The following is a 24556-nucleotide window of genomic DNA, read 5'->3' on the forward strand; positions in this document are numbered from 1 at the left end:
GGGAGGCGGGCCGCGCTGCAGAGCCGCCGGGGCGGCTCTGGGTCAGGGGGCGATCAGGGTGCGGACCGCGTCGCTGACCTCGGGCAGTTCGGTGGGCAGGGCCCACTGGTGGGCGTCGTGCTCGGTGAGGACGACCGGTTCGGTCTTCTCCACGGTGACCGCGAAGTTGAACTGGCGGGTGGTGCCGCCGCGGCTGTTCTGGTAGTCGAAGTGGCCCATGTATCCGGTGACCTGGTCGATGGTCAGGCCGGTCTCCTCGGCGGTCTCCCGGTGCAGGGCGTCAAGGATGCTCTCGCCGGTCTCTACCGTTCCGGAGGGGATCTCCCAGAGGCCGCCCAGGTAGTCGCCCGGGTTGCGCCGGACGAACAGGATGCGGCTGTCGTGGTTGATGACGGCTGCGGCGACGAAACCGCTGATGCCGGCGGCTTCGGCGTCGGCCGCCAGGCCGGCCACGAACGCGGGGGAGGTGACGTTCACAGCAGCTCCTTGGGATGGTCGCTGATCTTGATGGCCGCGCGGACGTACTGCTCGGCCAGTTCGAGATCCTGCTCACGATGCCAGACCGGGAGCTTGATCGTGTGCGCGTGGGCGTGCTCGGCGACGGAAAAGTCCCCGGCCTGGTAACGGCGGTGGGAGTGCGGGTGGCCGAGGAACAGTGAGGCGGGGTGCTGGTACAGCGGGAGCTGGTTCATCGGGCAGGTGGAGCCAGGCCGGTCGAACTCGGTGGCGCCCTCGGCGATCAGCGCCTGGTGGAAGCGTTCGATCGGCAGGCCGCCGAACTCGTCGGGCCGGTAGGTAAGCGTCAACCCGTACCAGGATGGGTTCACCCCGTCGGGCATCTCGGTGACCTCCAGGCCGGGTATCCGGGCGAGCTGACCGGTGAGATAGCGGGCGATCTCGGCCCGTCCGGCGAGGCACTCGTCGAGGCGGGCGAGCTGGTCGCGGGCGATGGCGGCGGCGAGGGGGTGGATGCGGAGCTTGAGGCCGACCCCGGTGACCGCGTACCGCGCGAGCGGATGGCCTTCCGGGATCTCGGATCGGCGGCCAGCTGAAGTGCGGGTCCGGGGTGGTGACGGCGGGGTCGCCGCCCAGCACGGCGAGGTGGCTGGTCACAGCATCTCTTTCGGGTCGATGTAGCGCCCTGCCGTCTTGGACTCGTAGCAGGAGGCGATGAAGGCGGTGTCCTCGGCGTCGTAGCCAGCCCCGGGTACGGCGGTGGCGGAGAAGTCGGCCATGACCCGGTTGGGCAGGCCGAAGTACCACAGCAGCAGGTCGATGAGGTGGTAGCCCATGTCGATGATGCAGCCGCCCCCGGCCTGGCGGACGTCCCCGCGCCAGCCGGCGCCGGGGTCGTCGGTGTGGAAGGTTTACTGGGCGTCGAGCAGGTACGTCCTGGTCGACGGCACCTCACCGAGTGCGACCGCTTCGCCGACGGCTGCGCCGACTACTCGGCAGAGCACCGCCGCCACGGCGTGAACCACCAGGCCACCACCGGTCCCAACGGCAGACTACGGATGCTGCCCTGCCAGGCCTGCACGGAGGCGCGCACGGGGGCCGTTCTGCCGACAGCCTGCGCACTGGCCCTGTCGGCCAGACCCCGCAGGTCACTCCGGGGGCCTAGACATGGTCCGTGCCGGACCGCTTCGTCCAGAACCCGCTGCGCAGACAGGCACATCACACTGCTTGTCGGATCGGATGTACTGCCTGCCGGGGTTTGGCGAAGTGCAGTCTGATGCATTGTCAACGGTAAAGGGGGACTGATGACGGGCATTGAGATCGCGGTCGGGTACGTCTTCGCTTGGGCAGTGCGCAAGGCAGGCCGGGTGGCCCACCGGGCGGACGCGGAAGTGGACCGAGGACTGGACGCCGGGATGGACCGGCTGCACGACCTGGTCAGCCGCAAGTTGAGCCACGATTCGTCGTTGCAACGCCTACACGACGAGGCGGCGGCCGGGCACGCGGAGCCCACCGCGCGTACCCGCCAGCGTCTGGAACTCGCGCTGGAGGACGCAGCAGAGCATGACGCCGAGTTCGCCGACGCCCTCCAGCAGGCCGTGGACGCACTTCGGGTGACCACCGGCCCGTCCGGTGGAGTGTCAGCGGACGGCGGCGGGCAGGCCGTGGGTGGCAACGCCGTGATCCGCGCCGACCATGGGTCCGTCGCCGCCTTGCGTACGGGGGACGTGACGATCGGAAACCCTCCTCAGCCGGGGGCGCCGCAGGACTGAGCGCACCCGGTGTCACCCCTGCCCCGCACATCACTGCGAACACCGTCGTTTACGCCGAGGACCACGCGCTGGCTGTCCTGCGCGCCGACAGGGTCTACCAGGTTGCACCGCCACGCGCTCCCGTCGCATGGCCGCACCAGGTCGGGCGTATACCGTCGCGAGTGGGCCGCTTCCGGGACCGCGCTATTGCGACTGCGCTGAGGGAAGCGGCCGGGGAGGGGATGGCGGCACGCTGCCAGCTGCTTGTCGGAATGGGTGGGGTCGGCAAGACCCAGCTCGCTGCCGACTACGCCCGCCGCGCCTGGCAGCTCCGACAGATCGATCTGCTGGTCTGGATCACCGCTGCCACCCGCCAGGCCGTCATCGACGCCTACGCGAAAGCCGGAGCCGATGTGCAGGGAGCGGACACGGCCGACCCGCACCGTGGCGCAACGGAGTTCCTTGCCTGGCTGGAGGCCAAACCAGGAGTAGCACCGTGCCGCTGGCTGATTGTGCTCGACGATGTCGCCGACCCCGGCGACCTGACCGGTCTGTGGCCACCCGCCAGTCCCTACGGTCGGACCCTCGTCACAACCCGGCGCCGCGACGCGGCCCTGAGCCGGCACGGCCGTGCCCTGGCGGTGGGTGTGTTCACCCCTGACGACGCGACGGCATACCTCGCGGAAGTCCTGGCTGGCGCGGGACGCCACGAGCCCCCCGCCCAGCTCGCTGCCCTCTCCGACGACCTGGGGTATCTGCCACTGGCCCTGTCACAGGCCGCTGCCTATCTCACCGACAGCGACCTCGACTGCGTCACCTACCGCCGCATGCTCGCCGACCGCATCAGCCGACTGCCCGACCTGCTCCCCGAATACCACACTCTGCCGGACGAGCAGGGAGCCACTGTCGCCGCCGCCTTCTCGCTGTCCATCGAGCGTGCCGACCGTCTCCGCCCAGCGGGCCTGGCGCAGTCCATGCTCCAGATCGCCTCCATGCTCGACCCCAACGGCATCCCGCAGGACGTACTGACCAGTGAACCGGCCCGTATCCACCTCGCCCGGAGCCGGGCGGTGCCTGGCACCCGGAACGGCGATACCCCGGCCGTCACCGAGGACGAGGCTGTCGGCGCGCTTCGGGCCCTGCACCGCCTGAGCCTGATCGATCACACCCCCTCCACCCCCCACCAGGCCGTCCGAGTCCACCAGCTCATCCAGCGCGCCGTCCGCGAACCGCTCCTCCACGAGCAGCTCGGCCACTGCGCGCGCACCGCCGCCGACTCCCTGATCGCGACCTGGCCCGACGTCGAAGGCGACATGGACCTGGCCCAGGCCATGCGTGCCAACGCCAGCTCCCTGGCCAACTACGCGGGCGAGGCGCTCTACCGACCCGCCGCCCACCCCGTGCTCCATCGCGCCGGCACCAGCCTCGCAGACAGTGGTCAGAAGACCGCCACTCGCGACTACTACCAGCACCTCGCCACCACCACACAGCGCCTACTGGGAGCTGACCACCGCGACACCCTGGCTGCCCGCAGCGAACTCGCCAGCTGGCAGGGAAGGGCGGGCGATCCATCGGGAGCTGCGGCTGCCTTCGAACTGCTGCTGGCCGACCGCCTGCGCATCCTCGGCCCGGACCATCCCGACACGATGACCTCCCGCCAGGAGCTCACCTGGTGGCGAGGCGAAGCGGGAGACCCAGCAGCGGCGGTAACGGCCTTCGAGGAACTGCTGGCCGACCGCCTGCACGTTCTAGGCCCGGACCACCCGGACACCCTGACCACTCGGCACAACCTCGCGTGGTGGCGAGGCGTAGCAGGGGATGCGGCAGGGGCAGCGGCCGGCTTCGAGCAGTTGTCGGCCGACCGGCTCCGCATCCAGGGTCCGGACCACTCTGACACCCTCCATGCGCGCCGCAACCTCGCGTGGTGGCGAGGCACGGCGGGGGATGCCGCCGGGGCGGTGGCCGGGTTCGAGGAACTGCTGGCCGACCAGCTGCGCGTCCTAGGGGCGGACCATCGCGACACCCTGGACACCCGCCGGAACCTCGCCTGGTGGCGAAGAGAGGCGGGAGACCCGGCGGCAGCGATGGCAGCCTTCGAGAGACTGCTGGCAGACCGTCTGCGCCTTTTGGGACCGGACCACCCCCGTACCCTGGACACCCGCCGCGAACTCGCCTGGTGCCGCGCCGCCACGGCAGGTGCGACCGAGGCGCTCGCTGCCTTCGAGGAACTGTTGACCGAGCAGCTGCGCGTCTTGGGTGCGGACCACCGCGACACCCTGGACACCCGCTACCACATCGCTTGGCGGCGTGGCATGGCGGGGGACGCGGCCGGGGCGGTGGCAGCCTTCGAGGAACTACTGGCCGACCGGCTAAGCGCCTTGGGTGCGGACCATCATGACACCCTGGACACCCGTGGCAGACTCGCCTGGTGGCGAGGCACGGCGGGGGATGCCGCCGGGGCGGTGGCCGGCTTCGAGGAACTGCTGGCCGACCAGCTGCGCCTCCTGGGGGCGGACCATATCGACACGCTGAACACGCGCCGCGAAATCGCCGTGTGTCGGGGCGACGCCGGGGACGCGGCCGGGACGGTCGCCAGCTTGGAAGAGCTGTTGACCGACCAGCTGCGCGTCCTGGGGGCGGACCATTCCAACGTGCTGGATACGCGCCGTTACCTTGCCTGGTGGCGTGGCATGGCGGGGGATGCGGCCGGGGCAGCGGCGGACTTCGCGGAGCTGGTGGTCGTCGAGCTGCGGGTCCTGGGTGCGGATCACGCCGAAACCCTGGACACGCGCCACGACCTTGCCTGGTGGCGCGGCCGGGCGGGGGATGCGGCCGGGGCAGTGGCCGCCTTCGAGGAGCTGCTGCCCGACCGACTGCGCGTCATGGGTGCGGATCACCCCGACACCCTCCGCGCGCGCCACGACCTTGCCTGGTGGCGCGGCCGGGCGGGGGATGTGGCCGGGGCAGTGGCGGACTTGGAGGAGCTGCTGCCCGACCAGCTGCGCGTCCTGGGGGCGGACCATCGTCACACCCTGGGCACGCGTCGTGATCTTTCCTGGTGGCGAGACATGGGAGAGGAGCACAGCACCAGTCGGTGAGCTCTTTCAGCGTTGCAGTTCCAGGGTGAGGACGGCTTTGTGTGCTGACGTGAGCCAGTTCGGGCTGCAGCGGGCATGGTGGAAGATCCGCCATCGCTGGAGTGTCGCCTCGCCTCGTTCGACGGGTACCGGAACCGGGAGGGGCCCGGTTGAGCGGCTCTGGCTGGGGTGGGCTCCTTGCCGGGCCACGCCCGGCTGGTCCGGCGAAATCCCGTCGGCGCCGGTGTACGCGAGGTCGGCCAGGGCGGGACTGTGGAGCCGAACGAATCCTCACGATCCGACGGGTACGGGCGGCGACGCCGAACCGAACACCGGACCAAGACGGCAGCCAGGGCGAGGCGCAGCCGCTGGCCGAACACTGGATCCTCGGCCACCAGGGCGAGTACGACCGCATCGAGCCGATCCGCCGCAGCGAGGACCACAGCCTGCAGCCGGGCGCCTCCACTTAGTCCGGCTTCGGCTCGAACTGAGCCCTCCTACTCTTCGGCCAGACCGCTGGTGAACGGGAAGTTCTCCAGGAACTCCCGTCGGCCCAGGTCATGCTCGGCCTCGGCCAGGTCGGCGACCACGGTCAGGAACCGCTCGCGCTGGTCCTGAGGCAACTGCCCGAGCACCCAGCTCACGCTCTCCATCATCTTCACCGCGGAGTCGGGGTCGACCTCGTCGTCCTCGCAGCTGTCGAGGAACCGGACGACGTCGACGAGGAGTCCGGCAAGGACGGGCACCAGCGGGTCGGCATCAGTCATCCGGGCAACCTATCCGGCGCCCATGACAGCAAATCCACCGCCTCGGCCGACGGGCACTCGACGCGGCCCCGACCTGGAAAGAGCCTCGCCGAGTCCGGCGGCCGTCCAGCACCTGTCATGAGGAGGCCGTGATCCTCTGGAACCAGTGCCTGGACTTCATGGACGGCGTGGCGTCCGACCGTAACAGGAAGGAGTTGAAGACGGTGCGCTCGACCATGGCCGTCTACAGCAGGCGGGGAATCCCCGGCGCTCCGGGGCTCGCTCAACGAGCCGCCCACCTCGCGTCCTTGTGACATCGGATCAGAGAACGCCACCGGGTCCGCCGTCATCGTCCCGGTCTGCGGAGCCTCTGCGGACCGGCCCTGTCCGCGGGGACGATGGCCGCGGAGCGAGCGACGATGTGCTCGCGCAGTGCTGGTGAGCTCGGTGGGGCCGGCAGCGGCGCCGTGTTGCGGTCGCTCTCGTACTTGTTGACCTCGGCCAGGCGATGGAGGCGTCCCGCCGCTGCGACCCTGGCCCTCCGTTCTGCCTTCTCGTTCTCCTCTCCGCGTCGGCGGGGGATCAGTTGGCCGGCGCCCTCGAGTCCCGTGACGGGAGCTCCTCCTTCAATGCGTGGCCGGGTACGGGGACGAGTAGGGCGACCGCGGTCAGCCCGTCTCCAGGTGCCGCGCGATCCCCTCCCGTACCGCGGCCGCCCGCGGGTCGTCGTACCCGGTCAGGAGGGCGAGTGCGTCCAGGCGGTGCCGGCGTGCCGCCTGGGGGTCGGTGCTCATCAGGGATCCGGCGAGGGCGGCGAGGGCGAGGGCCTCGTGCCAGGGGTCGGCGAGGTCGCGGTGGGTGGCGGCGGCCCGGCGCAGGAACGCCGCGGCTTCGGCGGGACGGTCGAGGAGGCGGTAGGTCTCGCCGGTGCCGTGCCAGGCCTGGGCTTCGCGGCTGCGGTCGCCGAGGCGGCGGTGGAGGACGGCGGATCGCTGGTAGGACTCCAGGGCGTCGGTGTGCTGTCCGTCGTCGCGCTGGGCGTCGCCGAGGGTGAGGAGCCAGAAGCCTTCGAGCCGGTGGTCCCTGAGGTTGAGGGCGATGTCGAGGGCGGCCTGGGCGGCGGCGAGCGCGCCGGCCGTGTCGCCGTCCTCGCGGCGGATGTCGCTGAGCAGGCGCAGGGCGTTGCCCTCGCCGCGCTGGTTCTTCAGCGCGCGGTGGGCTCTCAGCGCCCGGTCGACGGCGGCCGAGGCCTCGGGCAGGCGGCCGGCGCGGTAGTGGGTGCCGGCGAGGTTGGCGAGGGTGGTGGCCTCCCACTGCGCCTCGTCCAGGAGCCGGAAGGCGGCGAGGGCCCTCTCGAAGTGCCCTGCGGCGTCGTCGAGTCGTCTGCGGTGCAGGTGGACCAGGCCGATCAGGTTGAGGGAGTGCGCCTCGTTGAGCCGGTCGCCGAGGCCTCGCCAGAGCCCGAGTGCCGCGCGGTGGTGCTCCAGGCTGTCGTCGAGGGCGTTGATCCGGGTGTAGCCCATGCCGAGGTCGGTGTGCAGCAGGGCGCGGGCGTGGTCGTCCGCGAGGCGTTCGGCGGCGGCGAGGCCTGCGTGTCCTGCGGGGAGCCAGTCGGCGCCGGGGGCGGAGGGGGCCTGGGCGTTCCAGAGGACGGCGGCGAGCTGCCAGGTGCGGCGGTCCTCGCCCGCGCCGGTGGCGGTGTGGACGGCGTGCAGGAGGTTGGCGCGTTCGCGTTCGGCCCAGTCGACGGCGGTGTTGTAGTCGGCGAGGGCGGTCGGCTGGATCCCGTCGGTCGGCGGGTCGAGCGGGACGCTGGCTTCATTGGGGCGCAGTCGTCGCTGGGCGGCGTCTGCGGTGTGCAGGTACCAGTCGAGGACGCGGCGCAGGGCGGCGTGGCGTTCGTCGGGGGTCTCCTCGCGGTGGGCCTGGTCGGTGGCGTAGGCGCGCAGGAGGTCGTGGAACTGGTAGCGGTCGGGGGCGCTCTGTTCGACGAGGTGGGCGCCGACGAGGGAGTCGAGGAGTTGGCGGGTGCGGCTGGGGGTGAGGTGGGCGAGGGCGGCCGCGGCGTGGAGTCCGAAGTCGGGGCCGGGGTGGAGGCCGAGCAGGCGGAAGAGCCGGGCGACGTGGTCGGGTAGGGCGCGGTAGGACCAGGCGAAGACGGTGCGGACGGCGTCGGCGTCCTCGTCCTCGCCGACGGTGAGGGCGTCCCAGAGGGCGGATTCGTCGCGCAGGTCGGCGATGAGCTCGTCGAGGCCCATGTGGGGCAGGCTGGCGGCGCGTTCGGCGGCGATGCGCAGGGCCAGGGGGAGCCGGGCGCAGAGGCGGGCGAGTTGGACGAGCTGGTCCGGGTCGTCGTGGGGGCGGTGGTCGGCGGTGACGGCGCGCAGCAGGGCGACGGCCTCGGGTTCAGGGAGGGTGCCGAGGGTGAGGCGGCGGGCGCCGTCGCGGACGGCGAGGCCGGACAGGCGGCTGCGGCTGGTGACGAGGACGAGGCTGCCGGTGTTGCCGGGCAGTAAGGGGCGGACCTGGGCGGCGGTGGCGGCGTTGTCGAGGACGACGAGGACGCGGCGGTCGGCCAGGAGGGATCGGTAGAGGGCGGCGGCCGCGTCGGGGTCGGTGGGGACGGAGGGGGCGGGGACGCCGAGGGAGGTGAGGAAGTGGTGGAGGGCTTCTGGGGCGGTGACGGGGCGGCCGGGGTCGTAGCCGCGGAGGTTGACGTAGAGCTGTCCGTCGGGGAAGTGGTCGCGGGCGTGGTGGGCCCAGTGCAGGGCGAGGGAGGTCTTGCCTGCGCCGGCGGTTCCGGCGATGACGATGACGGCGGCTTCGTGGCGGTCCGGGGTTTCCCGGGTGAAGACGGTGTCCAGTTGGTGGAGTTCGTCGACGCGGTTGACGAAGCCGCGGACGTCGGCGGGCAGTTGGCGGGGCTTCGGTGCGGTGGCGGCGGGGTCGGCGGCGTGCCGGTGGTCGGGTGCGCGGTGGAAGTGGATTCCGCCGCGGATGTCCCGGGCCTGGACGAGGTCGTGGGTCGAGGACCCGGACACGGCGGAATGCGTGCGTCCGGGGCTGTCGGTGTTCCCGTCGTTCCCTTCGTTCTCGTCTGCCACGGTGCTCCGATGCTGCGCGGGTACGGGGGGCGGGAGGTGTGCCACTTCGCGGGCGAAATAGGAGTGCACGTCCTCGCCGACGCGGTAGAGATCCTTGAGGTAGTCCTCCCAGCGCAGGACGAGATCGGGATCCGTGTAGCGGACGGCACCGCCCGGGACCCCTGTTTCCGAATAGAGCACCCGATAGGCCGTGCGCCCGCCGAGGACGACGATTTCCGGCAGCGGACCGAATTCCTCGTCCCCGGAATCGGCGAGCGCCTCGGCGTCGACGATGCGGATACGCTCGCCGCATTCGGCGCGGATCCGCAGCGAGTGCAGCTCCCACTGCACGTACGCCGTCAGCGGTTTCCGGACCACCCGGACGCGGTGGAAGAAGGACTGGCGTTCCTCGTCCTGCCGCCCGATCTCGAGCAGCGCCGGGCGCCGGCCCTCCAGCAGGCGCAGCGCCTCGTCCCAATCACCCCGCAACACGGCGGCCCAGCTGGCACTGCCCTGTTCCTCGAAGTGCTGAAGCCGCTCCAGCTTCCAGGAGTCCCGACCGCGGACGCGCGCGTCCCGCTCGCGGAAGTCGCGCTTGTAGTCCTGGCGGGCGAGGGTCTCGCCCCACTCGGGCCGCAGCTCGGGGACCCGCCGATCAGGCATCCGTGATGTCCGCTTTCGCCGCGCTCAGCATGAGGCCGGGAATGACGACGAGCCGCTCGCCCGGGCCGAGGGTGACACCGTCGGGGAGCCGGTCGCTGTAGTGCTCCGTGAGGTCGCGTCCGATCACGGCGATATCACCGTTGGAGAGCTGCCAGATGTCCGGGCATTCGTCCCGGCCTTCGGACGTCCCGAGCTCTTTCGCGGATTTCCCCAGGCGCTTCTCGAGCGAAGCGGAAGGATCGGCTTCCCATCCACGAACCATGCCTGCCCCCCAGTGATATTGCTCCCGGCACGGAGCCGCGGGGTCAGCATCGTACACCTGGCGACAGGCCAGGGGAATATTCCGTACATTCGCCATGTACTCCTAAATGATCACCATTGCGGCATAATCGACCTTGTTTACGGCACTATTCGGCCATGGTCGGGCCGCGCGCCGGGCGGGGCGAACGGCTGCGGCAGACACACACCCGGGCCGGGAGCGGCCCTGTCCTCCTATGCACGAACAAGACGGGCGCGCCTGACCGCGCTTGACCACGTCCCGGTTGCATCACCTGGGGGCCCGATGCCATAGGGCGTGGCAGAATCTCGAGAGCCCTTTGACACCTCAACGGTCATCGACACCATGCGAGACACTCGTGTGGGCACAACGCGGCCGACAATGCAAAGAAATGTCAAAGCCGCCACAGACGCCCAGGTCGCGAAGGGTCCTCCCCGCACCCGCGGGGGTCAGCCGGACGTGGCGTATGTGACGGCGATCGGACCCAGGTCCTCCCCGCACCCGCGGGGGTCAGCCACGCCCACCTGATCGGCTACGCGCAAACCGCGCGTCCTCCCCGCACCCGCGGGGGTCAGCCGCTCAAGATCGCGGAGGCCCCCAGGACAGGGCTGTCCTCCCCGCACCCGCGGGGGTCAGCCGTGCTGGCGGGTACGGCACTTGGTGCCGAGCAGGTCCTCCCCGCACCCGCGGGGGTCAGCCGTCCGGCAGCTCGGCGGAGCGTTCGTCGTCCTCGTCCTCCCCGCACCCGCGGGGGTCAGCCGTTGGGCTTCAGCGCCTACGACGCCCAGGGGAAGTCCTCCCCGCACCCGCGGGGGTCAGCCGCCACCGGCTGGCAGATCCACGACATCCACCGCGTCCTCCCCGCACCCGCGGGGGTCAGCCGATCAGCGCGAGGAGCAGGGCGGCCCATCCGCCGTCCTCCCCGCACCCGCGGGGGTCAGCCGCGGCGGATCGCCGGCGCCCCGGGCTCGATACCGTCCTCCCCGCACCCGCGGGGGTCAGCCGCGGCACCGGTGCTGTCGGGGATAGTCGGGACCGTCCTCCCCGCACCCGCGGGGGTCAGCCGCGCATTCGCGACCTGTTTGAGCTGCCGCCCGGGTCCTCCCCGCACCCGCGGGGGTCAACCGACGTCAGGCCCTTTGGCCGTCGAGATCAGCGCGTCCTCCTCGCACCCGCGAGGGTCAGCCGTTCAAGCCGAACAAGGCCGGTAGCCGCTCAATGTCTTCCCCGCACCCGCGGGGGTCAGCTGGGCTGCGCACTGGTGGGGGTGAGGGCGGACTTGTCTTCCCGGCACTCGCGGGGGTAAGCAGCTGCCCCGGAGCGCCGACTGATCGCTGCTCGCACATCTGGAAGAAGGCAAGCGGGGCGGCGCCGACAACCCGTCATCACTCCTGGGACGACGCGCCCCCGGAATCCCTGGAGCCGCTGTGAAAACCGATGGATCGTCCGCCGCGCGCGCGGCACAATCCCAGGGAGCCGCAGCGAGGGAGCTTGTTTGGACGTGTTCGCGTGTGCCGGGTGCTGCACCGAGCTGACGGCGCCGGTGTCCCGGGTCGCTCTGCCTGTCCACACCCGCCACGGTGCCTGGGAGGAACTCCACCCGCCGCTGATGGAGCCGGGGACGTACGCCGTCGACCCGCAGCCCACCGGTCCGCCCTGGCGGCTGTGGCAGGAGGTCCGAGAGGAGGCAGCTGCCCGACAGGGGGTGTATGCGCCGGTGTACGCCGTCTCCTTCGGCGCGCGAGAACGGATCGTCATCGCGCCCGGTGACTCCCGGTCGATGACCCTGATCCTGGAGAAGTGCGAGGGCTACTGCCGCGGAGTGGATGGCCGGGCCGGGCCCAATCTGGCCTGTACGGGGTGCGGACGGGCCGTGGCGACTCGGATTGACGACTGCGGCTCGTGGCAGACGGTGTGGCTGGAGCCCGACGAGGTCGTCCGTCGTCCCTCGGGGCTCCCGGACGACCCGCTGCCCGACTGGGCAGACCTGGAACGTGCCGAACACCGCGTCCCGCCCGTCGAACTCGACGGGTCGTGGAGTCGTCGTTGGGAGGCCGCGGTCGGCGTCGCGCTGGCCCACCTGGTGGCAGCCACCGAGAACCACCCGGTGACCCTTCCCGCGGGCCCCGTCGCCGAGCTGCTCGGCCACGCCGTCGCCCGCTACCTCCCGTCCGGGTCCGACTCCCGCTCGGTGGGGTTGGCCGGCCCGGGCATCCCCGAGCCCCAGCCTCGCCCCGACGTCCTCCTCGTGCCCCGCCACCCCAGGACGGGCGAGCCGTGGCGCCCATCCGACCGAGAGGCGACGGTAGTGCCCCTGGACAGCGGGGTCTGGGCGTATCTCACCAGCCCCGGGGAGGAGACCTCGCCGACGCCCGCCACCGGGGTACTCCCGGGGGGTGTCCTGCGCGACGACTACCCACTGCCATCGCGCCCCTGGTACCCCCTCCAACCCCACGACGGCGCCTTCAGGGACACCCTGGTCAGGCTGCCCGCGATCCGCAGCCCCCGGCTGCGCTGGTATCACGACGCCGCGTACCGATCGTGAAAGCGCACGGGGTAGTAGGGGCCGGGTCGATCCGTCCAGCGTCCTGACTGCCCGACACTCTCACCTCGGGCTGGCCGAACCGGCGGGACCGCGGCAGAAATGACACGCCCCCAGGACATCCGCTCGCCGTTAGGCTGCGGACATGATCAAGGCTGCGGTGTTCGACGTCGGGGAGTGCCTGGTCGACGAGACCAGGGAGTACGGGACCTGGGCCGACTGGTTGGAGGTGCCGAGGCACACCTTCGTCGCCCAGTTCGGGGCGGTGATCGCGGAGGGCAGGGACTACCGGGAGACGTTTCAGGTGTTCCGCCCGGGCTTCGACCTGTACGAGGAGCGGGAGAAGCGCGCGGCTGCCGGCGATCCGGAGACCTTCGGGGAGGACGACCTGTACCCCGACGTCCGGCCCGCTCTCGCCCGGCTCCGCGCGGACGGCCTGTGGCTGGCCATCGCCGGCAACCAGACCGTGCGTGCCGGCCGGATCCTGCGTGACCTGTTCACCGCCGACGTCGATCTGATCGGGACTTCGGACGACTGGGGTGCCAGCAAGCCCGACCTCGCCTTCTTCGAGCGCGTCGCCGAGGTCGTGCCCGCCGATCCCGGCGAGATCCTGTACGTCGGCGACCGGCTCGACAATGACGTGCTTCCGGCCGCCCGCGCGGGGATGCGTACGGCGCTGATCCGGCGCGGGCCGTGGGGCTGGATCCAGCAGCACGACCCGGCCGCCGAGCGGGCGACGTTCCGGATCGACTCGCTCTTGGAACTGCCGGAGCTGATCGCGAAGGCTAACGCTGCAGGGAGCTGAGCGTCGCCGACCAGGAGTACAGACGGTCGTCCACGCGCTGGACGGCCGCCGAGTCCTGCCATGCGACGAGCGCTCGCCGAGCCTCCCGGACCCGCTCCATGCCGGTGGCGTACCAGGTGACGGCCAGCTGGTCGAGTGCCCGCTCCAGCAGCGCGCACGCCTGCTCCGGTCGTCGGGCCGCGGCCTCGACGGCGGCCAGATCCGCCAGCACGACCGCGCGCTGTTTGCCGTCGGTGTCCGGGAGGTCGGCGAGCGTCTGCTCCAGCGTGGTGCGGGCCTGTGGGATCAGCCCGGCCAGCAGCTCCGTGTTGCCGCGGAACGCGTGGAGGCGGGTCGCGGAGAACCACGTGAACCAGTCCGGCGGCAACACGTCGCCGCCGGTGCTCAGGACGTCTTCGGCATGCCTCAACAAGGCGAGCGCGCCGCGGTGGTCGCCGCACCGGGTGAGGCACTCGGCTTCGACGGCGTCGAGCCACGCCAGCATCTCGGCAGAGGCGGAGACCCGGCGGGTGTAGGTCCGTGCCGCCTGCAGGCGCTCGCGTGCGCGGTCGATGCGACCGTCCCATCCGGGGACGAAGGCGCTGTGGGCGAGGATCGCGGCCCCGAGCAGGTGGTCGTCCGCCTCGCCTGCCGCCTGGAGCGCGCGGACGAACGTGGCGTCAGCGGCTTCCGACTGCCGCAGGTCGAAGAACTCGATCCTGCCGAGCAGCAGGAGCGATTCCGCGAGAGCCGAGGCCAGCACGCCGCGGGCCACACCGTCGGTCTCGCCGAGCAGCACCCGGCCGAGTTCGGTGTGGGCGGCCACCGCCGGGTGTAGAGCGGCCGGGGCGGTCGAGAGGTACAGCCGCCGGTGGGCCTCGGTGACCACGGCGAAGTCGGCGCCGACGGTTCCGGGTTGTGTGCCACTGGGCCCGTACGGCCGAGGCAGTGAGCCCCGGAGGGCGGGCGGAGCGGGTGACCGGACGGGTGCGGCCGACGGCTGAGGTACGGCAGCGTGGGCGGCGCGGTTCCACGGGGCGCGGAACCCGAGCTCCTCGATCGGTCGGTGCAGGACGTGGGTGAGGAGGCGCTGGTACTCCTCGCTGGGCCAGGGCGGAGTGTCGGACTCCCAGCGCCTGACCTGCCGGGTGCTGACCACGATGCCGCCGAGCCCGAGCTGCCGGGCGGCGCGGGTGAGGGCGTCGGCGAGTGCCTGCTGGCTGGCATGGCCGGCCGCCTGGCGGGCCGCCTTGAGCGCGGTGTTGGGCACAGAGTCCTCCGGACGAGCCGATGTCGGGTCAACTCTACGGCGCCTGAGGACGTTTCGGGGACCCCTTTGCCATAGGTCTGACCGTCGAGTCCCCTTAGCGTCCTCTCGATGTCCTCCATAAGGCCTTCAGGACGTCCGGCTTGAGGGGAACGATTACCGCTGTCACCGACCGGTGGCCTCAGGCTACTGAGAGTGAGGAGACGTACGTGCCCAAGACAATGTCCCCGCCGCCGACGCACGCACAGCTGCAGGCCGAGGCCTGCATCCGCTGCGGCGCCACCAACGGCGAAATGAAGCCCGCCGGCCACGCCTACACGCCGACCGGCGAGGGCTCCGCCCCACTCGGCTGGCCCGTTGTGGCCTGCGCAGACGGATGTCGCCGGGAGGGACGGCGATGAGTACCGGCGACCGGCTCACGGCGCAGCGGTCGGCGACCGCCCAGGTGCAGCTCAGGCCGACCCACGGGCCCCACCGGGAGATCCGGGTGACCCCTGAGCAGTGGCATGGCGAGGCCTGCGTGATCGGCACGCAGTGCACCGGGGACCTGGTGTTCATCGGGTACATGTACGACCTGTCCGCCACCCCCGGCAGCCTGGCGTACAGCCGCGCCGCCTACGCCCACCCCGGCTGCGCGCGCCCCCTCGAGACCTGGCGGCGGCCCACACACAGCCGATGCCAGCCGACTACCCCGCAGGACGACCGGTGATCGCCGGCGGCGGGACACCGGCCGGGGACGAAGTCGAACTGGGACGCTGCCGGTACTGCGGCGCGTGGGCGCGGGGCCGGTGGATCGAGGACCTCACCGCACACACCTCTATCGTCGAACACTGCCCCGAACCGGAGCGCGAGCCGACCGAGGCCGACGCGGACGGCTGCGAAGCCTGAAGGTCCGGCCCCGGCACCTCGTTCGCGTCCTCCCCGCACCCGCGGGGGTCAGCCGTACGCTGTGGGTTTCTCGGAGAAGCTGTGCGCGTTCTCCCCGCACCCGCGGGGGTAACCCCAGCCGCTACATGTGGCGGACAGTCCCCCGTACGGAGGCTGCTACTTGACGGCCTTCGAGAGTGGAGTCGCCAGCTGCATGAGGCGCGGCAGGCGGCCCAGGATGTCGTCGCCGCTGAGGAACAGGACGCGGTCGCCGATCCGGGTCACGAGGATCTCTTCGCTGTGGTACGGGCCCTGAGGCACCTTCTTCATGTCGAGGGCCTCGTCGCCGAGCCCTGGCACGGGCTGCTGGGTGACGGTCAGCGGGACCGGTTTGCCGTCGATCCCCTTCCCCGTGAAGGACTTGCAGCGCTCCGCGTAGGCTCGGATCTCGCCGAGTAGCTTGGCCGCGTCGCCGGCGTGGTAGGCGGCCAGGTAGACCTGGGCCATGTTCTCGCCGTCGTAGACCTCTTTCATCGCGCCCGACGCCTTGAGGTCCTGGGAGAGGATCGTTCCGCTGAGGCGCATCTGGGTGCACGGCTCTTGTGGCAGCGTCGGTGTGACCGGATCGTCCACGATGTAGGTGCCGGTGTCGGTCTCGTTGCCGTTGCCCTTGATCGTCCACCCGGCGGGGAGGGTGGCGGTGGTCGGCAGCAGGGCGCGAAGGGCCGGTCCGGTGGGGATCGGAGGGCCGGTCGGTGTGCTGCTGGGAGAGCCGAACGCCGGGCTTCCCGAGGTCTGGAGCGTCGGCGTGGCGGTGGGGGCGGCGCCCGGGGTCGTGGTGCTGTCGTGCGCGGTGATGACCGGCTTGGCGGGGGTGGGCCCGGGCTCGGAGGAACATCCGGTGACGACGACCGCGGCCAGCACGGCCGAACCGGCCATGAGGGGCAGTCGGCTGACGGCTCGGGCGGTGGGCACAGGGACCTCCATGGGAATCGTCGGGTGGGGCGGCCATAACGGTCGCCGGAGTCCGGGGTACGGCCGCGGCACGTCTGCGGCTCGCTGCCGTGGTTCTCCGTGTGCCGCTTGGGGACTCGACATCGGCCGGCCACGCTTTCGCGCACGACCTCCGTCGTGCTCTGAATCGTGTCCGATCCACCTGGGCGGTGACTTGAGTACCCGTACTCAAGTGGCATCCGTCGCAGTACCCGATGCGTTGAGCCTGTCGGATCGCTCCGCTGCGGCGGATCGACGGCGCCCACCACCGGCCGCCCGTCGCGGCGGCTGCCAGAAAACCGGGGCCGAGGCCGGGCGGGCTCGAAAGCACCGGACTTCGCTTGCGAGGTCGTTCTGTGAGAAGCCGAGCGTGTCGGCGGGTGCGCGTCTGGCGGTTCGGAGGGATCGTGGTGGTCGTGCAGCGGTTACCGGGGATGGTGGGTCTGATGCGTCGTGTGGTCGTGCTGGCGTGGGGTCTGCCCCTGGTCGCGCTGGCGGTGGGATGTTCGAACGGGCAGTCGGTCGTCACCTCCCCGCAGAGTGGTCCGGTGACGTCGGCACCGTTCGGGACAGCGTCGACGCCACCAGGGCAGGCGACGCCGTCGACGCCTGCCGTCGCCACTCCGGTGGCTGCTTCCATCGGGAGCACTCTCACGCTCCCCGGTCAGAAGCCGGAGGAGAGCGAAGAGGTCACGGTCGTCAAGGTCGTCGACCCCGCACGGGCGAAGGAGACGTTCGAGTCGCCCGCGGCCGGCACGCGGTTGGTCGCCGTCCAGTTCCGGCTCCACAACACCGGAACGGCGGTCTACAAGGACAGCCCCAGCAACGGCGCGCGGCTCGTCGACAGTGAGGGACAGCAGTTCACCGCCAGCGTCGCGACTGAGACATCCGCCGGCCCCGGGTTTCCCGGCAGCGTCACCGTGCCGCCCGGCGATACGGCCCTCGGCTACATCACGTTCGCCGTTCCGGCCTCGTCGACAGTCGCGAAGATCCAGTTCACCTTGGACAGCGGGTTCGCTCCCAGCACCGGTCAGTGGACCGTCTCCTGAGCCCGGAGCGACACCGGCCATCCTTCGTCCCGCGTACCGCTGCGCCGGTGAACCGGTGCTGACGGCTCTCGGGCCATGGCGGGTATCGCCGCCGGAGGTGCGCCATCAAGACGGGGCCGCAGAGCACCCACGGGGGTGCCGCCTTCGGGGCGGTGCCGCTCGCCTGGCACGTTACCGACCGCATGCGGGATGTGGGCGGATGAGACCGGTCCGCCGCCCGCTCGGGGGTTCGGACGGGGACCGGTCCTCCCCAGTGTGCGGGGGCAGGCGCAGCGGGACCGCCGGGGCTGGTCCAGGAGTGTTGCCGAGGCACGTAAGGCTTCGGTATGTCACGGCCCTGAACGACGGATCGCGTGTTCGTAAACGGCCTCGGGGATCAATGGAACCGTGGTTATCGGTGAGAACGATCACGGTCCGAACGACGCGAGGGCGCTGACGCGGCGCTCGTACTCGACCGTGCTCTCTGGAACCCCGACCACACGATCAGTCAGTCACGCGTGCTGTACTACGTGCCCATCCTTGTGCACCCCGTGCATCACCTCCGGAGCCTCTCGATGAGCGTCACCTGCCCCACGTGCGCCGCGGCGGACGAAACCGTCGTCGTGGGCAAAGCCCTGCTGGACTCCGACCGGCCTCTCGACCCCACGACGCGAGAGCTGCTGTCGATGCCGCCCGAACCCGGAGGTTCGACCGGGGCCGCGATCACCCTCCTCGTCCTGGCCGGCCTCTTCGGTCTGCTCGGGGTACGCGCCCTGTTCTCCGACGACGACGGCGGCAGCTCCGACGCCGCCTACCGGTTCGGCTACCACTACGGTCCGCTCCTGGTCGCCGTGATCCTGCTGGGGATCGGACTCACCCTCCATACCGATCACCGAAGCCGTCGCACTGGTCCGGCCGACCAATGGCCGCACACGGTCGAACAGTGGCAGCAGCTGCAACGGGTCTGGCGGGAGACCTGGCTGTGCCGGAGCTGCCGCGTCGCCTTCCTACCCGCCGCCTCGCTACGCCCCGACTCCAGCCCTTCGCCTGCGGTACCCCTGCCGCAGTTCCCGCAGTGGGTGGTGACCGTCGCCAGCCAGAACAACCGCCCCGCCACCCCGCCACCCCCGAACTGACCTGCGATCGTCCAGGCCCACCACGGATCCGACGTGACACGCCTTGGCCGTCGATCCTCCCCGCCTTCGCGAGGGGCGGCCGGCGACGTCGTTCTCGTCGGCGGCGTGCCACATTCGCTCTTCCTTCTCGCCGAGGTCGTCCACAGCGGCGGCGCGGCACGCTGCGCCGCCGGACTACCCGAGCCCCTTCCCGGTCCGGACGACCCGCTTTCCCCCCGGGGCGGGCCGGCCGCCTCGGGGGCCTGGCTCCCGACGCCCCGGCGTGATCCCCCGTCAGTCGCGCTGACTACCCTGACGGCCATGGACTGGCTCGATCGGGTGGCGCGGCTGAGGCGTTGGACGAGCAACGGCGTCCGCGCCCCGCACAAGCCGTTGCTGCTGCTGTACGCCCTCGGCAGCTACCAGCGCGACGCCGGCGCCGAACTGCGCTACAGCGCGGTGGAGGAGGAACTGAAGCGGCTGCTCGCCGAGTACGGACCGTCGAACCCGACGACGCCCGCCTACCCGTTCCACCACATGGTCAGCGACGGCGTGTGGGAGGTCAGGACCGACCAGGGCCCGGGAAGCCCCGGCAGCGGCATCGGACTCCTCCGCTCCAGCGGAGCCGCAGGCCGCCTCGCGCCCGGACTGCGGGCCGCGCTCGACCAAGACCCACCCCTGCTGGGCCGAATGGCCAGGGTGCTGCTGGACGCCCACTTCCCGGCGTCCCTGCACGCCGACCTCTGCGAAGCCGTCGGCCTCGACCTGGAACGCGCCGAGACCGGCTCCGTCCACGGCGCCGGCACCGCCGCAGCCCGCAGGCAGCGGGACCGGCGGATGCGGGACCTCATACTGACCGCCTACGAATTCCAGTGCGCGTTCTGCGGCTACGACGGAGCCCTCGGCGCCAGTACCGTCGGGCTGGAGGCCGCGCACGTGCGCTGGTGGTCGCACGACGGACCCGACGAGGTCGACAACGGCCTATGCCTGTGCTCGCTGCACCACAAGCTCTTCGACAAAGGTGTCCTCGGCCTGGGGCAGGACCACCGCATCCTCGTCTCCCAACGCTTCATCGGCCGCAGCGAGGCCAGCCACCGGCACGTCCTCGCCCTCGCCGGCCGCCCCGTCATCGGCCCCCAGCCCGGCCTCCCACCGGTCGCTCCTCGGCACCGCGAGTGGCACGTCCGGCAGGTATTCCACGGCGCACCCCGTCCCCCCGCAGACCAGGCAAACCCCGGGTGACGCCCGTTGCTTCCGACGGACCGGAACCGCTCAGCTGCGCCACTGGTGGGCTTGTCGAGCCCGCCCCGCAAGCACCTGGCAGAGTGTGGTCATCACGACCTCGAGGGTCCGGCCGCTCCGGGGGCCCCTGCACGGATACCGGGACACCTCTCAAGCCCTATGCGACCTTGACCGCTTGGACGCATGAGAAGCTTGCACGGCAAGTCACCATCATTGCAAAGGAACAGCAAAGCCCCCGCATCACACCAGGTAGCGAAGGGTCCTCCCCGCATACGCGGGGGTCAGCCGACCGTTCAGGGCCCGCCCCCCGCTTGGGGGCGGTCCTCCCCGCATACGCGGGGGTCAGCCGTCCCGGATGATCGTGGACTTCCCGCCGCCGGAGTCCTCCCCGCATACGCGGGGGTCAGCCGGCCGACCTGCACCGGCGGACCGGCATCGCTCGGTCCTCCCCGCATACGCGGGGGTCAGCCGGGCAGATGAATGTGATGGTTCCGGTACCGCGCGTCCTCCCCGCATACGCGGGGGTCAGCCGCGGGCAGCCTGGTAGGGACCGACCTGGTCCCGGTCCTCCCCGCATACGCGGGGGTCAGCCGTCCGATCGGGTCAGTTCCATGCCGATCCGGCTGTCCTCCCCGCATACGCGGGGGTCAGCCGTCCCGCCAGCTGCGGGAACTCCAGACCAACCGGTCCTCCCCGCATACGCGGGGGTCAGCCGTGGCTGTACGACGTCCTCGCCTACGATGCGGGGTCCTCCCCGCATACGCGGGGGTCAGCCGTTCATTGTCCGCACCCGCGGCAACCTGAACGGTCCTCCCCGCATACGCGGGGGTCAGCCGCAGCCCGCACCCGCTCCGGCCCCGCAGCCGAGGTCCTCCCCGCATACGCGGGGGTCAGCCGCCGTTGCCGTGCTGCTCGGCGCCGTCCAGCATCGGGCCGGGTCCTCCCCGCATACGCGGGGGTCAGCCGACGGAGAAGGGGTTGTCGGCATTTCCGAACCGGTCCTCCCCGCATACGCGGGGGTCAGCCGATGTATCCGTGTTTGGTGAGTAGGGCGATCTGGTCCTCCCCGCATACGCGGGGGTCAGCCGCCGTTCCTGGCCGCGGGCATGATCCGCTGGATGTCCTCCCCGCATACGCGGAGGTCAGCCGCCGCCCGCCACCCGAGGGCGGCCTCCACCCCGGTCCTCCCCGCATACGCGGGGGTCAGCCCCGGACGATGAAGTCCAGTTTGATCCATGTATCGTCCTCCCCGCGTACGCGGGGGTCAGGCGGCCCGAGGGGGCGAAGTCGGTGAAAGCGGTGTTCGTCAGCGGACTGCTGTCGGGGAAGCGTTCACCTGAAGATCGAGGTGACGGGACGGCTGTGCCAGCATGCTCCTGTGATAGCCGCACCCGACCACCGTCCCGCGAGGAGACGCTCGGATCGCTGCGTTCGGCGTTCGTGCCCGAATGGCGGGGGCCGGCTCTGTGCCGAGAGGAGTTCGCGGCCTGGGGGCCGCGAACCACGCGTTTCCGCAGCCCTACCGGACCCCTTCACAATGGAATGGGGGAGCCGAGATGGCACTGACGTTGGATGAGGCCGTGGCGCAGCTCGGTCATCGGCTTTCGCCCAAGCGGCGGTCCGTCGCGGCGCGGCTGTGTCGGCTCAGCGACCCTGCGGCGGGCCCGTCGTTGCTGGAGGCCCTTCGGCGGGAGGTTCAGGACTCCCGGACGTGGGAGACCCAGTATCAGATGGTCATGGCGCTCGGGTTGTGTGGTCACCGGCCCGCCCTCCGGCTGCTCCGGGAGCTCGCCCGGCGCCCTTTCGAAGCGACCATGGTGTACGCCGCGCTCGGTGACGCCATCGTCCGGCTGAGCGGTCCCGAGGGCACCGCTGATTCTCTGCGGTGGTGCCTCGACAGCGGCACGCCGATGCTCGCCGACGGGGCGCTGCGCGCGGTCGCGACGCAGCGGCTCCGGCTGGACGCGGCCACGGTCGACTACGTGCTCGACGTCCTCGGCCCGTTGGAGCCGCACGACGGCCTCCGGTTCTGGGCCGCTGCCGCTGCGGCGGGATGGTCGGGGCCTCGGGTCCGGGGGTTCCTTCGGGACTGCGCGGCCGGCCCCCGGGCCGACGTGGCCACCGCGGCCGCCTCGTCCCTGCGAGGCGAGTACCGAACCCATTCCCCCTGGTAGAGGCCCACGTCGGCCCATCGCCGGGGGAGGCGTCACCGCAAAGGTGCGACCCAGGGACGCTCTGCGACCTCGCAGTGGTAGCAACGCGCCACCGAGCCGTCGTGGTTGTACCACTCATGGGCTCCGCAATCCTGGCTGCCCTTGTCGGCGAGCCCTCGCGCGACGAGGAACCAAGGCAGGTGCCTGCGCAGACGGGTACGCCACCGATATCGACCGGTCCGAGTCATTCCGCGAGGCTAACCCCGATCCAGCTGACCCTGGAGATCATTTACCGGGCCGAGGATCTGGGCCGAGCCGCTCGTGCGCAGGGCGAGATGTCGTGAGAGGCGTCCGTCATGTGCGTGACGGGATGGTGGGCGTCCGCGCGTCAACCTCGCGCCCGCTGTGCCCCGCCCGACGGTAATTCCTTGTCTCTCCTGTCCGGTACTGGGATACTCGGCGATCATTAAAGTTCGCCGTCGACCGATGTGTGCCGGTGGCGGGTTCGGCATGAGTGGTTCGGCCGTGACGGGGTCCGGTCGGTCATCGGGGGAGTGGTTCGGGGTGGCGACCGGTGCCGTGTGGGGGGACCTGGAGGCGTACTGGCCCGCTGAGGAGCTGGTGCGCAACCGGCTGGGGCTGGTCGAGAAGATCGAGCGGTGCTACCGGGAGGCTCATCCCGAGGGGAAGGACCCGTCGACGGGCGATGTGACGTCGTGGCGGGAGAGTCTGTACGAGCTGGCGACCGTCCTGACCGACCTCGGGCGTGGCCAGGTGTGGATGTTCGTCGAGTACCGCGTCGACCCCGGTATGAGTCCGATCGACGTCGTGCTCGCCGGCGACCACCCGTCGGGCGGGTTGAGCTTCGCCGCGATCGAACTCAAGCAGTGGGACGTCGTCGAGCGCCCCCGGGCGGACAAGACCAAGGGTCTGTGCGCGTCGTGCCGGTCCGGTAGCGGGACCGGGCTGTGTGCCGGGTGCGCGGTCGACCGCGTCTTCGTACCGGGGTACGACAAGCACAAGAAGCATCCGGCCGTTCAGGTGCGGGACAACATGGTGGCGCTCAGGAAGCACCACAGCATGTTCGACAGCCGCTACGTCAACCTCGCCGGCGCCTCCTACCTGCACAACCTCAAGCGCCCGGACGCGCAGTGGATCGGCAACGTGGCGCCGTGCCCCGGCATCCCGACGTTCACGGCCCGCCGGCCCGCCGACCTGCGGAAGTTCCTCGAGACGAATTTCGCCCCGGCCTCCGGTGCCGAGGCGACCCAGACCCTCCTGGACCGCCGCCGCTCGGAGACGCTCCTCACCGACGAGATCGGCGCGATCATCGACGGCCACACCCGCTTCAGCCTGGTGGAGAACCAACTGCGCGCGGTGAACGACGTGATGGACTCCGTCCGCGCCACGTCCGCCCCCGGTACCAAGAAGGTCTACGTGGTGAGCGGCCGGGCCGGCAGCGGCAAGTCGCTGGTCGCGCTGACCTTGCTGGGAGACGCGCTGTCCGAGGGCTACCAGGCCGCCTTCGTCTCCGGGGGGATCGCCTCGCGCGACACCTTCCGACGGGCGGCACCGGGCCGACGCCGCGCGTTCACGACACTGAGCAAGGTCGCCGACGACCTGGCGGTGGACGAACTCGACGTCATCCTGTGCGACGAGGCGCACCGGTTGTCGGAGCGCCCGATGCGGGGCTCCTTCCACATGCGTCCCGGTGAGTCGTCGGTCGAGGTGATCGTCTCCCGGGCGCGGGTGCCGGTGTTCTTCATCGACGGTGACCAGCGCCTGTTCGCCGAGGAGGTGTGGTCTCCGGAGACGCTCGTCGAGGAGATCCAGCGTCTCGGGGCGGAGGTCGTGCCGATCACCCTGGACCGGGTGCTGCGTGCCGTGGGCAGTGCGACGTACGACGCCTGGGTCCAGCCGCTCATGGCCGGCGCTCCGATCGTGTGGAATCCCGACGACGGTCCGGATCCGGAGCCGTTCCAGCTCTACTACGCCGAGAGCGCGGGCGAGATGGAGGGGTTCCTGCGTGAACGGCTGGAGGCGGGTGCCACTGCTCGGATGAGCGCCGGGATGTGCTGGCCGTGGACCGACTCGAGCGGCACGGTGCCGGAGGTGGCGCCGGAGGATGGGTGGGCCCGTCCGTGGAACGCGGGTGACGATCACAGGACTCCCGGTGTCCCGAAGCGGAAGTACTGGGCGACGGATCCGGGGGGCTTCGGGCAGATCGGCTGCGTGCACACCGCGCAGGGGCTGGAGTACGAGTGGGGCGGCGTGATCATGGGCCCTGACCTCACGTGGGAGCACGGCGCCTGGACCGTGCACCGCGAGCACGTGCTCAGCAAGGCCGACCGGATACGGTCCGACGAGGAGCTCGCGCGGGCGATCCGCAACGCCTACGGCGTCCTCATGACGCGTTCCATCCGCGGCACGGTGCTGTACTCGGTCGACCCGGCGACCAGGCGGCTGTTCGCCGAGCTCGGTCTCCAGAAGATCTGAGCCCCCGATGACCGAC

Annotated in this window: 18 protein-coding genes, 3 pseudogenes and 2 CRISPR repeat arrays; of the genes and pseudogenes, 12 read left to right on the forward strand and 9 right to left on the reverse strand. The window is 71.1% G+C overall.

Annotated elements, in window-relative coordinates:
* Window positions 1-42 precede the first annotated feature (42 nt).
* From ACIRD3_RS32185 to ACIRD3_RS32195, 3 genes and pseudogenes are all read right to left on the reverse strand, one after another.
* Complete coding sequence (locus ACIRD3_RS32185; RefSeq protein ID WP_402223640.1) at window positions 43-477, reverse strand: NUDIX hydrolase; 435 nt, start codon at window positions 475-477, stop codon at window positions 43-45.
* Window positions 474-1031, reverse strand: coding sequence for a DegT/DnrJ/EryC1/StrS family aminotransferase (locus ACIRD3_RS32190; RefSeq protein WP_402223701.1), 558 nt, complete (start codon window positions 1029-1031; stop codon window positions 474-476). Before ACIRD3_RS32190 ends, ACIRD3_RS32185 begins: the two co-directional genes overlap by 4 nt.
* A gap of 78 nt (window positions 1032-1109) precedes the next feature.
* Window positions 1110-1352, reverse strand: a pseudogene (locus ACIRD3_RS32195) (Gfo/Idh/MocA family oxidoreductase); the annotation flags it as partial.
* 34 nt (window positions 1353-1386) lie between these two features.
* On the opposite strand from ACIRD3_RS32195, the pseudogene ACIRD3_RS32200 reads away from it, so the two are divergent.
* The 3 genes and pseudogenes from ACIRD3_RS32200 to ACIRD3_RS32210 form a co-directional block, all read left to right on the forward strand.
* A pseudogene (locus tag ACIRD3_RS32200) lies at window positions 1387-1511 on the forward strand (IS5/IS1182 family transposase); the annotation flags it as partial.
* A gap of 249 nt (window positions 1512-1760) precedes the next feature.
* Window positions 1761-2228 carry a hypothetical protein gene (locus tag ACIRD3_RS32205; protein WP_402223641.1) on the forward strand — a complete coding sequence of 156 codons (468 nt, stop codon included), beginning with the start codon at window positions 1761-1763 and terminating at the stop codon, window positions 2226-2228.
* 221 nt (window positions 2229-2449) lie between these two features.
* A complete protein-coding gene (locus tag ACIRD3_RS32210) occupies window positions 2450-5305 on the forward strand; it encodes a tetratricopeptide repeat protein (RefSeq protein WP_402223643.1) in 2856 nt (951 codons plus the stop codon).
* A 6-nt stretch (window positions 5306-5311) separates the two neighbouring features.
* On the opposite strand, the pseudogene ACIRD3_RS32215 reads toward ACIRD3_RS32210, so the two are convergent.
* From ACIRD3_RS32215 to ACIRD3_RS32230, 4 genes and pseudogenes are all read right to left on the reverse strand, one after another.
* A pseudogene (locus ACIRD3_RS32215) lies at window positions 5312-5434 on the reverse strand (IS5/IS1182 family transposase); the annotation flags it as partial.
* 347 nt (window positions 5435-5781) lie between these two features.
* Window positions 5782-6051 (reverse strand): hypothetical protein, encoded by a 270-nt coding sequence (locus ACIRD3_RS32220; RefSeq protein ID WP_402223645.1) that lies wholly within the window; start codon window positions 6049-6051, stop codon window positions 5782-5784.
* 647 nt (window positions 6052-6698) lie between these two features.
* Window positions 6699-9776: an ATP-binding protein gene (locus tag ACIRD3_RS32225; RefSeq protein WP_402223646.1), complete on the reverse strand. Its 3078-nt coding sequence runs from the start codon at window positions 9774-9776 to the stop codon at window positions 6699-6701.
* Window positions 9769-10038: a hypothetical protein gene (locus ACIRD3_RS32230; protein ID WP_402223702.1), complete on the reverse strand. Its 270-nt coding sequence runs from the start codon at window positions 10036-10038 to the stop codon at window positions 9769-9771. Before ACIRD3_RS32230 ends, ACIRD3_RS32225 begins: the two co-directional genes overlap by 8 nt.
* Before the next feature lie 442 nt (window positions 10039-10480).
* Window positions 10481-11363: direct repeats of the CRISPR family, unit length 29 nt; unit sequence GTCCTCCCCGCACCCGCGGGGGTCAGCCG.
* Window positions 11364-11548: 185 nt separating this feature from the next.
* Here ACIRD3_RS32230 and ACIRD3_RS32235 point away from each other — a divergent pair.
* Together ACIRD3_RS32235 and ACIRD3_RS32240 are read left to right on the forward strand one after the other, a co-directional pair.
* Entirely contained in the window at window positions 11549-12598 is a 1050-nt protein-coding gene (locus ACIRD3_RS32235; RefSeq protein WP_402223648.1) for a hypothetical protein, read from the forward strand.
* Window positions 12599-12740: 142 nt separating this feature from the next.
* Window positions 12741-13400, forward strand: a complete 660-nt coding sequence (locus ACIRD3_RS32240; RefSeq protein WP_402223650.1) for an HAD family hydrolase — start codon at window positions 12741-12743, stop codon at window positions 13398-13400.
* On the opposite strand, the gene ACIRD3_RS32245 is transcribed toward ACIRD3_RS32240, so the two are convergent.
* Window positions 13381-14649, reverse strand: coding sequence for a transcriptional regulator (locus ACIRD3_RS32245; RefSeq protein WP_402223652.1), 1269 nt, complete (start codon window positions 14647-14649; stop codon window positions 13381-13383). The two genes, ACIRD3_RS32240 and ACIRD3_RS32245, sit on opposite strands and share 20 nt — an antisense overlap.
* 394 nt (window positions 14650-15043) lie before the next feature.
* Here ACIRD3_RS32245 and ACIRD3_RS32250 point away from each other — a divergent pair, with 394 nt between their 5' ends.
* Together ACIRD3_RS32250 and ACIRD3_RS32255 are read left to right on the forward strand one after the other, a co-directional pair.
* Window positions 15044-15355, forward strand: a complete 312-nt coding sequence (locus tag ACIRD3_RS32250) for a hypothetical protein (RefSeq protein ID WP_402223654.1) — start codon at window positions 15044-15046, stop codon at window positions 15353-15355.
* Entirely contained in the window at window positions 15352-15534 is a 183-nt protein-coding gene (locus tag ACIRD3_RS32255; RefSeq protein ID WP_402223655.1) for a hypothetical protein, read from the forward strand. Before ACIRD3_RS32250 ends, ACIRD3_RS32255 begins: the two co-directional genes overlap by 4 nt.
* Before the next feature lie 156 nt (window positions 15535-15690).
* On the opposite strand, the gene ACIRD3_RS32260 is transcribed toward ACIRD3_RS32255, so the two are convergent.
* Window positions 15691-16488, reverse strand: coding sequence for a hypothetical protein (locus ACIRD3_RS32260; protein WP_402223656.1), 798 nt, complete (start codon window positions 16486-16488; stop codon window positions 15691-15693).
* A gap of 425 nt (window positions 16489-16913) precedes the next feature.
* Here ACIRD3_RS32260 and ACIRD3_RS32265 point away from each other — a divergent pair, with 425 nt between their 5' ends.
* The 5 genes from ACIRD3_RS32265 to ACIRD3_RS32285 all read left to right on the forward strand — a co-directional run bounded on the left by ACIRD3_RS32265 (window position 16914) and on the right by ACIRD3_RS32285 (window position 24540).
* Window positions 16914-17555, forward strand: a complete 642-nt coding sequence (locus ACIRD3_RS32265; protein ID WP_402223658.1) for a DUF4352 domain-containing protein — start codon at window positions 16914-16916, stop codon at window positions 17553-17555.
* A 554-nt stretch (window positions 17556-18109) separates the two neighbouring features.
* Window positions 18110-18670 carry a hypothetical protein gene (locus tag ACIRD3_RS32270; RefSeq protein ID WP_402223660.1) on the forward strand — a complete coding sequence of 187 codons (561 nt, stop codon included), beginning with the start codon at window positions 18110-18112 and terminating at the stop codon, window positions 18668-18670.
* A 300-nt stretch (window positions 18671-18970) separates the two neighbouring features.
* Complete coding sequence (locus tag ACIRD3_RS32275) at window positions 18971-19891, forward strand: phosphorothioated DNA-binding restriction endonuclease (RefSeq protein ID WP_402223661.1); 921 nt, start codon at window positions 18971-18973, stop codon at window positions 19889-19891.
* 259 nt (window positions 19892-20150) lie between these two features.
* Window positions 20151-21162: direct repeats of the CRISPR family, unit length 29 nt; unit sequence GTCCTCCCCGCATACGCGGGGGTCAGCCG.
* Window positions 21163-21447: 285 nt separating this feature from the next.
* The gene (locus tag ACIRD3_RS32280) at window positions 21448-22065 is read left to right on the forward strand and encodes a HEAT repeat domain-containing protein (RefSeq protein ID WP_402223662.1); all 618 of its coding nucleotides are present in this window, start codon (window positions 21448-21450) and stop codon (window positions 22063-22065) included.
* A 543-nt stretch (window positions 22066-22608) separates the two neighbouring features.
* The gene (locus ACIRD3_RS32285; protein WP_402223664.1) at window positions 22609-24540 is read left to right on the forward strand and encodes a DNA/RNA helicase domain-containing protein; all 1932 of its coding nucleotides are present in this window, start codon (window positions 22609-22611) and stop codon (window positions 24538-24540) included.
* Window positions 24541-24556 lie beyond the last annotated feature (16 nt).

The organism is Kitasatospora sp. NPDC093550 (genome assembly GCF_044764985.1).
Lineage (GTDB): Bacteria > Actinomycetota > Actinomycetes > Streptomycetales > Streptomycetaceae > Kitasatospora.

Coding starts and splice junctions, on each gene's coding strand:
- ACIRD3_RS32275 (WP_402223661.1), top strand. CDS start 18,971: ATGGACTGGCTCGATCGGGTGGCGCGGCTGAGGCGTTGGACGAGCAAC.
- ACIRD3_RS32280 (WP_402223662.1), top strand. CDS start 21,448: ATGGCACTGACGTTGGATGAGGCCGTGGCGCAGCTCGGTCATCGGCTT.
- ACIRD3_RS32250 (WP_402223654.1), top strand. CDS start 15,044: ATGAGTACCGGCGACCGGCTCACGGCGCAGCGGTCGGCGACCGCCCAG.
- ACIRD3_RS32220 (WP_402223645.1), bottom strand. CDS start 6,051: ATGACTGATGCCGACCCGCTGGTGCCCGTCCTTGCCGGACTCCTCGTC.
- ACIRD3_RS32240 (WP_402223650.1), top strand. CDS start 12,741: ATGATCAAGGCTGCGGTGTTCGACGTCGGGGAGTGCCTGGTCGACGAG.
- ACIRD3_RS32230 (WP_402223702.1), bottom strand. CDS start 10,038: ATGGTTCGTGGATGGGAAGCCGATCCTTCCGCTTCGCTCGAGAAGCGC.
- ACIRD3_RS32205 (WP_402223641.1), top strand. CDS start 1,761: ATGACGGGCATTGAGATCGCGGTCGGGTACGTCTTCGCTTGGGCAGTG.
- ACIRD3_RS32225 (WP_402223646.1), bottom strand. CDS start 9,776: ATGCCTGATCGGCGGGTCCCCGAGCTGCGGCCCGAGTGGGGCGAGACC.
- ACIRD3_RS32270 (WP_402223660.1), top strand. CDS start 18,110: ATGAGCGTCACCTGCCCCACGTGCGCCGCGGCGGACGAAACCGTCGTC.
- ACIRD3_RS32210 (WP_402223643.1), top strand. CDS start 2,450: ATGGCGGCACGCTGCCAGCTGCTTGTCGGAATGGGTGGGGTCGGCAAG.